At 41.4% G+C, this 7,191-nt stretch carries 5 protein-coding genes; 3 read left to right on the plus strand and 2 right to left on the minus strand.

Going from position 1 to position 7,191, the window contains the following annotated elements; genetic code table 11:
• Positions 1 to 1,584 (minus strand): hypothetical protein (locus D6734_00245; protein RMF98462.1); only part of this gene is annotated, 1,584 nt, incomplete at its 3' end.
• Positions 1,585 to 1,625: 41 nt separating this feature from the next.
• Positions 1,626 to 2,366, minus strand: a complete 741-nt coding sequence (locus tag D6734_00250) for a hypothetical protein (protein ID RMF98463.1) — start codon at positions 2,364 to 2,366, stop codon at positions 1,626 to 1,628.
• A gap of 190 nt (positions 2,367 to 2,556) precedes the next feature.
• Here D6734_00250 and D6734_00255 point away from each other — a divergent pair, with 190 nt between their 5' ends.
• The 3 genes from D6734_00255 to D6734_00265 all read left to right on the plus strand — a co-directional run bounded on the left by D6734_00255 (position 2,557) and on the right by D6734_00265 (position 7,084).
• Complete coding sequence (locus tag D6734_00255) at positions 2,557 to 3,276, plus strand: glycosyltransferase (GenBank protein RMF98464.1); 720 nt, start codon at positions 2,557 to 2,559, stop codon at positions 3,274 to 3,276.
• Entirely contained in the window at positions 3,272 to 4,207 is a 936-nt protein-coding gene (locus D6734_00260; GenBank protein RMF98465.1) for a hypothetical protein, read from the plus strand. Before D6734_00255 ends, D6734_00260 begins: the two co-directional genes overlap by 5 nt.
• A gap of 432 nt (positions 4,208 to 4,639) precedes the next feature.
• A complete protein-coding gene (locus D6734_00265; protein RMF98466.1) occupies positions 4,640 to 7,084 on the plus strand; it encodes a type I restriction endonuclease subunit M in 2,445 nt (814 codons plus the stop codon).
• Positions 7,085 to 7,191: the final 107 nt, after the last annotated feature.

Consider the following 7,191-nt stretch of genomic DNA (forward strand, 5'->3'; position numbering starts at 1 on the left):
ACCTGTTACAGCGGAAAAAAGGCGCGGCACAAATGTAGGGTCACCCATATATCCCTCTTCCTGATCAGTATCAAGAATAGGATAATATCTGTCACAGCCAACCATCGTTTCTTTTGCATGCTGACGATTCTGTATTTTGTATGCCGCCAAAGCCTTGCCGTCATAAGTTGAAAAATCGACTGACTCTTCGCTTCCCCACACCCGCTTTGCAATCTTCTTCAATGTTTTTATGTCTATTGGTGACATTGCACCATTAGTTGTATATGAGAGTACCCACTTCAAAAGCAGATAATTTACTTCATGAAGCTGAATAATGGGATTTCGTGGTTCAGTAGCATAAAATAAAGATGTAATAATAAATACACGTCCGCCATAAGAATCATTCACATATCCCGAAGGCATTATTCTTTCAAGCGCTGTTTCTTCTGCTTCTTTCCCCTTAGCAATTGAGGCGCGTCGAGTGCCTTCGGCAATCAAATCTCCAAAACCTTTCCGATATGTTATTGCATCTACGAGTTTCTCGATGAAATCAACGCTTCCAATTTCAGATATGGGGACACCCATTTCTTCTTCACTTATAATGCCTCTTTCATAACAGGTATAAAGCCAATTCAAAATGTTTGCCATCTCTCCTGTGCAAAGACCATAGCGGTCACAAAGCGATGTAGCAAAAAATGGTGCATCAGTTGATTCGCCATGTTTTTTTGTATCCCAGGGTGAATAGAAGAATGCGGCGGCACAGGTTTTTCTTACCTCTTCAAGCCCGGATTTATGCTTGAATTTTGCCCGCATACAACCTGCAGGACATCCAAAACAGGGGGTATTTTTACCTTTCTCGATATCTGTTATTACAACTGTTGGTTCTGACATATAGACACTTTCATTGAGCCCTTTTCTTAAGAAACGGATTCTTTTATTGAGCTCTTTCAATCCTTCAGGATTGGCAACAGGCACGCTTTGGTCGCCTTTTACAACAACAGCTTTCAAATTTTTTGATCCCATCACCGCACCCATTCCATTTGAGATGGTGCCTCCCTGATCAGTCACAGCCACAGCAAATCTAACAAGGTTTTCAGCAGCAGGACCGATTGTAACGACCCTTGCCATATTCCCATGGATTTCCTTCAATTTTTTCAACGCTTCATCAGAAGTCGTCCCCCACAATCCTTGAGCATCCCTTATCTCTACCTTGTCATTTTCAATTAGAATATAAGATGGAGTTTTAGCTTTCCCTCTCACCAAAATGCCGTCATAACCAGCGTGCTTTACCGCAGCCCCGAGAAAGCCGCCTGCATTTCCAAATCCGTATTGGTCAGGATATGAATGTGGAGATTTCGCAGTCATAACCCACCGAGATGATGCCGTTGCATGTGTGCCTGTCAAAGGTCCTGTCATTATCATCAACAGATTATCGGGGTCAAGAGCGCCTGTCTTTGCCCCAACCTCATCCCAATAAATTCTTGATGCAAGCGCCCTTCCGCCTATGAATTTCTCTGCGTAATCTGGAGTTTTATGCACATCACTTTTTCCTGCAGACAAGTCAACATCTAAAATCTTTCCTCTCCAACCATATTCGCTTATCATTTCTTACTCCCCTTTAAAAATTTATTTTAATTCAAGTTTCTTTACCAACTCCCAAAAGCATTACAATATTCAGCCACATCGTGAATCTCATCAGCTATTTCCACGAGTTTCTTGTATGGATATACAAATGTAAGTTCGTTTTCAGTCATTCCAGTAAATGTCCTCCAAGCAAGGTCGCTCGTAGAAAAAGTCGGCTTCCCGCTGACATAAGGATACCGGACGAGAAAGATACATCCGCCTGTACCTCCAAATCCTTGAACAAACTCGCCAAGATAAGCATGTACACGATTCAACATATCTGCATATTTGGGTTTAAGAAAAAGAAGGACCAAATCAGGCTCTTCCACTTTCTCCAAAGTTCCAACAATCATTGAATCATATTTTTTTTCGGGAAAAACAAGATTCTTATCCAATTCATCATAGTATTTCTTGGCTGTCTTGACATCTTTATGGTAGGGAAAATTTTCCAATATTTCTTCAATCGTCGCTATATGCTCCTCTTCCGTCAATCTCTCTGACGAACCCGTTGAAATCAGCGCTTCAGGACACCGCACATTATCCTTTGTTATATAAAAAACTCGAGGACTCGTTTGTATCTCACCAATAAGAGAGCAAAGCCCCATCATCGTAACTCCCTCATATTGGGGAATATTCTGTTTTTCAATATCATTCTCACTTAAAACTCTCAAAGCAATTATCTCTTTCTCAAGGCACAAATCCTTTTTCAATAGATTACAAATTTCAATTCTATCCATTTTTATACGCTCCTCTATATTCAACATTCAGGTTCTGGACAATATAAATATTTGTTCAAATATTGATAAATTTTAAAGAGCTTAGTCAAGAGATTTTTAAGGATATTTCAACAGTCAATAAAAAAAATGTTCTATAAAGAATGGTTAAATTGTCGACTATAAAAGCACATTATTGTATGATTTATTTTAAAAATAAAGCAACTATACTTCTAAACCTATGGGGAAAAAATTAGTCACAATAGTGATTCCTGTTTACAACGAAGAAAGTATTCTTGAAAAAGCCATCAATGAACTCTTCAATGACATTCAAGAATTTCGTGACAGATATGATTTCGAAGTCATCCTTGCAGAAAATGGCAGTAATGACAACACCCTGAAAAAGGGAGAAGAATTGTCAAAAAAATTCCCTAACTTATCAATTTTTCACTATCCTGAACCTGATTACGGATTGGCATTGAAGGAAGGAATAAGGCGCGCAAAAGGTGAATATGTAATATGCGATGAAATCGACCTATGCTTTAAAGAATTCTATCGTTCTGCCTTCTATGAGTTCGAGAATAATGGAATTGATATGGTTATCGGCTCAAAAGCAATGAAAGGTGCAAAGGACAACAGGCCCTTCAAGAGGCGTCTTGCAACATATATGCTCAACAAAGTCTTGCGGATTATTTTAGGATTTAAAGGCACTGATACTCATGGTGTAAAAGCATTCAAAAAAGAAGCATTGATGCCCGTAATGGAAAAGTGCGTAATTGGAAAAGACATTTTTGCAAGCGAATTTGTTATAAGAGCCGAAAGAGCAGGCATAAAAATAAAAGAAGTGCCGTTGACACTCAATGAAAAACGCGCACCTTCGATAAGATTGAGACACCGTATTCCGAAAGCACTGATGAATATAATGACGCTTTTTTGGAACATAAGAATAAAAAAGAATTGAGGGCACTGATGTGTCTTTGCCAAAAATCGCCTCATTGAATATAGATGTTGACCCTCTGGTATCCTACTATGAAATTTATGGTGTCAACCAAAAACTCAGTTCCGATGATCCTCTTTATCTCAAAGCAATACCAAGATTTCTCAAATTCCTAAAACGCTTGGATATTAAGTCAACTTTTTTTATTACAGCACGCTCATTCTCGGAAAATACTATATCTATGTTGAAAGAAATCAAAAGAGAAGGACATGAAATAGCGAGCCATAGTTTTTCTCACGATTATCATCTCATATTGAATAGCCATGAAAAAATCAAAAAGGATATCGAGGAAAATTTTTCGTTTTTACAAAATGCCGCAGACGAAAACCCTATTGGATTTAGAGCGCCCGGCTATAACATATCAAAGGAATTATTGACAATATTACGACAGGCGGGATATAGATACGACTCTTCTCTACTTCATTCCAGAACATATCTTTATGGCAAAGCTTTTTTTATTGCACTCCAAAAAATAATAGGAAAGGAAACAGCAAGCGTTATTTATAAAAATCCTGATCTCGATTATACTTACAAACCATACAGGATTCGAAAAACGAAAAAAACGAATGATAACAATGCAGAATTGATAGAATTTCCTATTACCTCAGTCTTTTCTATCCCATTTATCGGAACATCAATCATTCTTCTTCCGCGCTTCATTTTAAAATTTCTAATTTCTCAGCTACAAAGAAGAGAATTCATCAATATCGAGCTTCACATCATAGATTTTGCAGACGCCACTGATTCACACCTTTTCGAACCTATTCTTAAAATTCATCCCGGACTCAGAATTCCCTCATCAAAAAAAGAAGAAAGCATAAGCTATGTAGTCACGGCTTTGAAACAGAAAGGATATTCCTTCAAAACACTTGCTGAATGCACAGAACTTTTCTGAAAAAGAAAATTCAATTTTTTATCAAAGTCTTTTTTTGAAATTTAATCAAATAATTTTCCCGTCCCAATTCAAAATACTCTATCTAAAAAAACACTCCTCTCTTTTAGAACTTATCATACTTAAAAAAGGTATAAAGAAGAAGAAATTAAATTCCCGGTCGTGATATTTTTTTTGAATCCTTAATGAATTTTCTGTTTTTTTTAAATATGAAGTCTGCTATTTTATATGTTTGTTTTAATGTTTAAGATTATTTACTATTGAATTAGCTGAAATAAACATTCTGGAATATTTCTGAATATGTGAAGCATCCTGTCTGTCCAAGTAAAAAGAGGAAAATGTAGAAATTTCAACAGGTATTTGTATTTGTTTGTTTATAGACAATAACCACATGTATATCGATATTTTTGATTAACAGTTAAAATATGTGGAACAATGGCGCTAAAAAAATCACAACTCTATAGCTCGCTTTGGCAAAGCTGTGATGAATTGCGCGGCGGAATGGACGCCTCGCAGTACAAAGACTACGTGCTGACACTTCTCTTCCTGAAATATGTTTCTGATAAATCCAAACAAAGTGATGCCCTGATTGAAGTGCCTAAAGAATGCGCCTTTGAGGATATGGTGGGCTTGAAGGGTGATAAGGAGATTGGGGACAAGATCAACAAAATCATCGCAAAAATCGCAGAAGCCAACGACCTGCTGGGAGTAATCGATCAGGCGGACTTCAACGACGAGGCAAAGCTTGGACGAGGCAAGGAGATGACGGATCGGCTCTCAAAGCTTATTGCCATCTTTGAAGGACTGGATTTCAGCACCAATCGAGCTGAAGGCGATGATCTTCTGGGCGATGCCTATGAGTACCTGATGCGCCATTTTGCTACTGAAAGCGGCAAAAGCAAGGGACAGTTCTACACGCCTGCAGAGGTTTCCCGGGTGATGTCACAGGTAATTGGCATCGAGCGAGCTAAAGAACTGGATTCGCCCACAGTGTACGATCCTACTTGCGGTTCGGGGTCGTTGCTGATCAAGGCGGCAAATGAAGCCAACACACCCAAACTTGCCATCTATGGGCAGGAGATGGATGTAGCTACTTGGGCGCTGGCAAAGATGAATATGTTTCTACACGGCTATCCCACCGCAGAAATCTGGCACGGAAACACTCTATCCGATCCCCATTTCAAAAACCGAGACGGCAAACTAAAAACTTTCGACTTTGCCGTGGCAAATCCGCCCTTTTCACAGAAAAACTGGACCAGCGGGTTGGATCTGGAGCATGACGAATTTGACCGCTTTGACTATGGCATACCTCCGGCAAAAAACGGCGATTATGCATTTCTATTGCATCTGGTCAAATCGCTGAAAAGCAGCGGTAAGGGTGCAATAATTCTGCCCCATGGGGTGCTCTTTCGCGGCAACCGTGAGGCGGACATCCGCCGTGAATTGGTGTGCCGCGGCTATATCAAGGGCGTCATAGGACTGCCGCCCAACCTTTTTTACGGCACCGGCATACCCGCCTGCATCGTCGTGATAGACAAGGAAGGTGCGCCCACGCGAAAAGGCATTTTTATGATTGATGCCTCCAAAGACTATATTAAGGACGGCAACAAAAACCGCTTGCGCGAGCAGGACATCCATAAAATCGTGGATGTCTTCAACAACCAGATAGAAATCCCCGGCTACTCCCGGATGGTTCTCATCACCGAAATCGCAGATTCCAAAAACGGCTACAACCTGAACATTCCCCGTTACATCGACTCCAGTGAGTCGGAAGACCTACACGATCTGCACGCCCATATTCACGGTGGCATACCGGAGGGCGATATCGACGCATTGCAGGAATACTGGCAGGTTTTTTCCACCTTGCGGCAGGAGCTGTTCCAAAACAATGGCAGGAACGGTTACTGCGAGCCACGCATCGCACCCAACCAGATTAAACAAACCATCACCGCCCATCAGGAGTTCACCGCTTACGCTGAAGGAGTGAAGAAAATCTTTCAGAAGTGGCAGGAGGCGCACCGCGAGCGGTTGATGAATCTAAAAGAGAATGACCATCCCAAAACGCTGATTCGCGAGCTGGCGGAGGATTTACTGAAACGCTTTACGGATGTACTGCTTTTGGACAAATATGATGTTTATCAGCGGCTGATGGACTACTGGCTGGAGACGATGCAGGACGATGTCTATCTGATCGTCTCCGAAGGGTGGCAGGAAGCGGCAAAGCCGCGAACAGTGATCGAGGATAAAGCGCGCAAGATAAAGGAAACGCCTGATTTGACCATCGGCCGGCAGAAGTACAAAATGGACCTTCTTCCGCCGGCGCTAATTGTGGCGCGCTATTTTACCGAGGCGCAAGCGAAACTGGAAGATTTGCAAGCAATGGCGGACGAAGCCGCGCAGGCGCTGGAGAGTTTTGTGGAAGAACACAGCGGCGAGGAAGGAGCACTGGAGGATGTAGTAAACGACAAAGGGAAAGTTACCAAAGCGGCGGTTAACCAGAAACTGAAAGAACTGGGCGCAGATGCGGAACTGGCAGAAGAGCGGCAGGTGCTGGAACAATGCTTGGCGCTGATTGAAGCCGAAGCCGCCGCCCGCAAGATGGTGAAGGAAGCGCAGGAAGAACTGGCCCGCCAGACACTTGAGAAATACGATGAGCTGACTGAAGAAGAAATTAAAACGCTGGTAATAAAGAACAAGTGGTTTGCCGCGCTGAATGATTCCATAGAGGGCGAAATCCAGCGGGTGGTACAGCGCCTGACCGAACGGATTAAAGAATTGGAGGAGCGCTACGCCGAACCATTGCCGGAGATTGAAAAGGAAGTGGAAACCTACGAGGCAAAGGTGAAGGAGCATTTAAAAAAAATGGGATTGGAGTTTTAATATTTTATGATGGTAAACTTTAATTTTTCTGTTATATTAAAGGCTGCCTTTAATATAACGCCCTTACAGGAACCTAATAATCTTAAAAAGTTAGTTGATTAGGATAT

The sequence above is a fragment of the Candidatus Schekmanbacteria bacterium genome (assembly GCA_003695725.1).
Lineage (GTDB): Bacteria > Schekmanbacteria > GWA2-38-11 > GWA2-38-11 > J061 > J061.